This is a genomic window from Clostridium sp. SHJSY1, from assembly GCF_031626875.1.
GTDB lineage: Bacteria > Bacillota > Clostridia > Clostridiales > Clostridiaceae > Clostridium.
On sequence record NZ_JANDMF010000113.1, the window covers coordinates 1 to 1684 of the forward strand.

At 27.0% G+C, this 1684-nt stretch carries 1 protein-coding gene; it reads right to left on the reverse strand.

Going from position 1 to position 1684, the window contains the following annotated elements; translation table 11 throughout:
- Positions 1–194 precede the first annotated feature (194 nt).
- Positions 195–1517 carry an IS1380 family transposase gene (locus NNC19_RS23350; protein ID WP_310941090.1) on the reverse strand — a complete coding sequence of 441 codons (1323 nt, stop codon included), beginning with the start codon at positions 1515–1517 and terminating at the stop codon, positions 195–197.
- Between the last annotated feature and the right edge of the window lie 167 nt (positions 1518–1684).

Sequence of the window (1684 nt, forward strand, 5' to 3'; positions counted from 1 at the left end):
CCTAAATTATTCACCGAATTTATTTTGATAGGATTTATTCAACTATTCCCTTCAAAGATAGATTCGGTTTAGTTTTTACTTTTTAATATTGATTTTCATAACTAAAATCAACATTTTTAGATATAATTTCTCTAAGGACTTTATATCAGATATAAAAACTAATACTTTTGGATGCTATTTAATTTTGCTATCGCTTACGATAAAATAGCTAGATTATTGATTCTATTTAATGTATCCCAAAACTCATTTTTATAAGGACAGCTACTACATAATTTAAATGTTATATATCTAGAACTATTAACAATTTTAGCTGATATTTTAACTAACTTTAATCTAATAGTTTCCATTCTATTTGCTTTCATAGATTTTGATAATGCTAATCTTCTAAACCAATTATTAAAATTATAAGCTAACATTGCTAATTGTAGTTTATTTGCATTAGCAATATATTGAGTGCTACTCATTGAATCGAAAGCGAAGCCATTTTTGCTTTCTTTAATAAAGTTTTCCATAGTACCCCTATTAGAATAAAACATTATTACTCTCTTAGGTGTAGAAGTCATATTAGTTACTACAAAAGTATAGTTGTAACACATTTGACCTTCTAGCTTTTCTATTTTAACAACAACTCTACGCTCTCTATCCCAATTAGAAACTTTATATTTAAATTCACCATAGATAACCTTATAGTCATAAATATTGTCTTTGCAAGCTTCATCCATTCTAAGTGTAATATTAGCAGCTTTTGAATATAAAGTTTTATATGCTTTTAACCTTATTGCATAAAAAGCCTTATTATCTTCAATAAGTTTATATAGTTGAGGTGTAGCGAAACCACTATCAGCTCTTACAAACCTAGATACATCAGAATATTTCTTTGAGTATCTACTTAAAATTGGACCTAAGAATCTTGTTACTTGTCTAGAAGTATAAACATTACCTGACCTAAGCTCTGCTTTGATAAAGTCACCAGTTAATCCATCAAACGCAACTAACGGATGATATCCATTTGCGGAATAATGGAAATTATAATTAGATCCATATTGTTTACCATAGGTTTCACAATTAGTAGAATCTAAATCTATCAATACTTGATTAGGCATTTCAAGTGAATAGACTTTATGAAATAATGATTCATTTATCAATTGAAAGTCCTTAAGATTATTTTTATCTAATCTATTGTTAAATCTTGAGATTGTAGGCTGTGAAGCTAATTTAGCTTTACCTAGAACTGCTTTAAAAGCAGGATCGATAGTTAATTCATCAGCATTATCATCTGTATGATAGCCTGCAATTGTTTGATATATTTTTTGAATAGCAATATCTGAATTAGAATGGATTCTAAATTTTGTAGTATCCTTAACCTTTAAAATTTTCTCTATTGTTTTACTAAAACCTATCTTTTCATCAAATTCTTTATATAAAAGTAAACCAGCATCAGATGTTAAATCTCCACCATCAAAATTGATTTTAATTTTTCTGTTGAAATTTACTGACTTTTCTAATAAACTGTTCATATGAGATTCTCCTTTGTTAAGTGTTTGTTTGCAAATTAACCATAACAAATTTGAGTCTCTTTTTCTATATTTTTTTCATCACTTTTTAGGTGAAAGTAAAAATTTATATAATAGTAAGTTCCGAGCCATGCTAAGCATGGTTTTTATTTTTGTATGAATAATTCAGG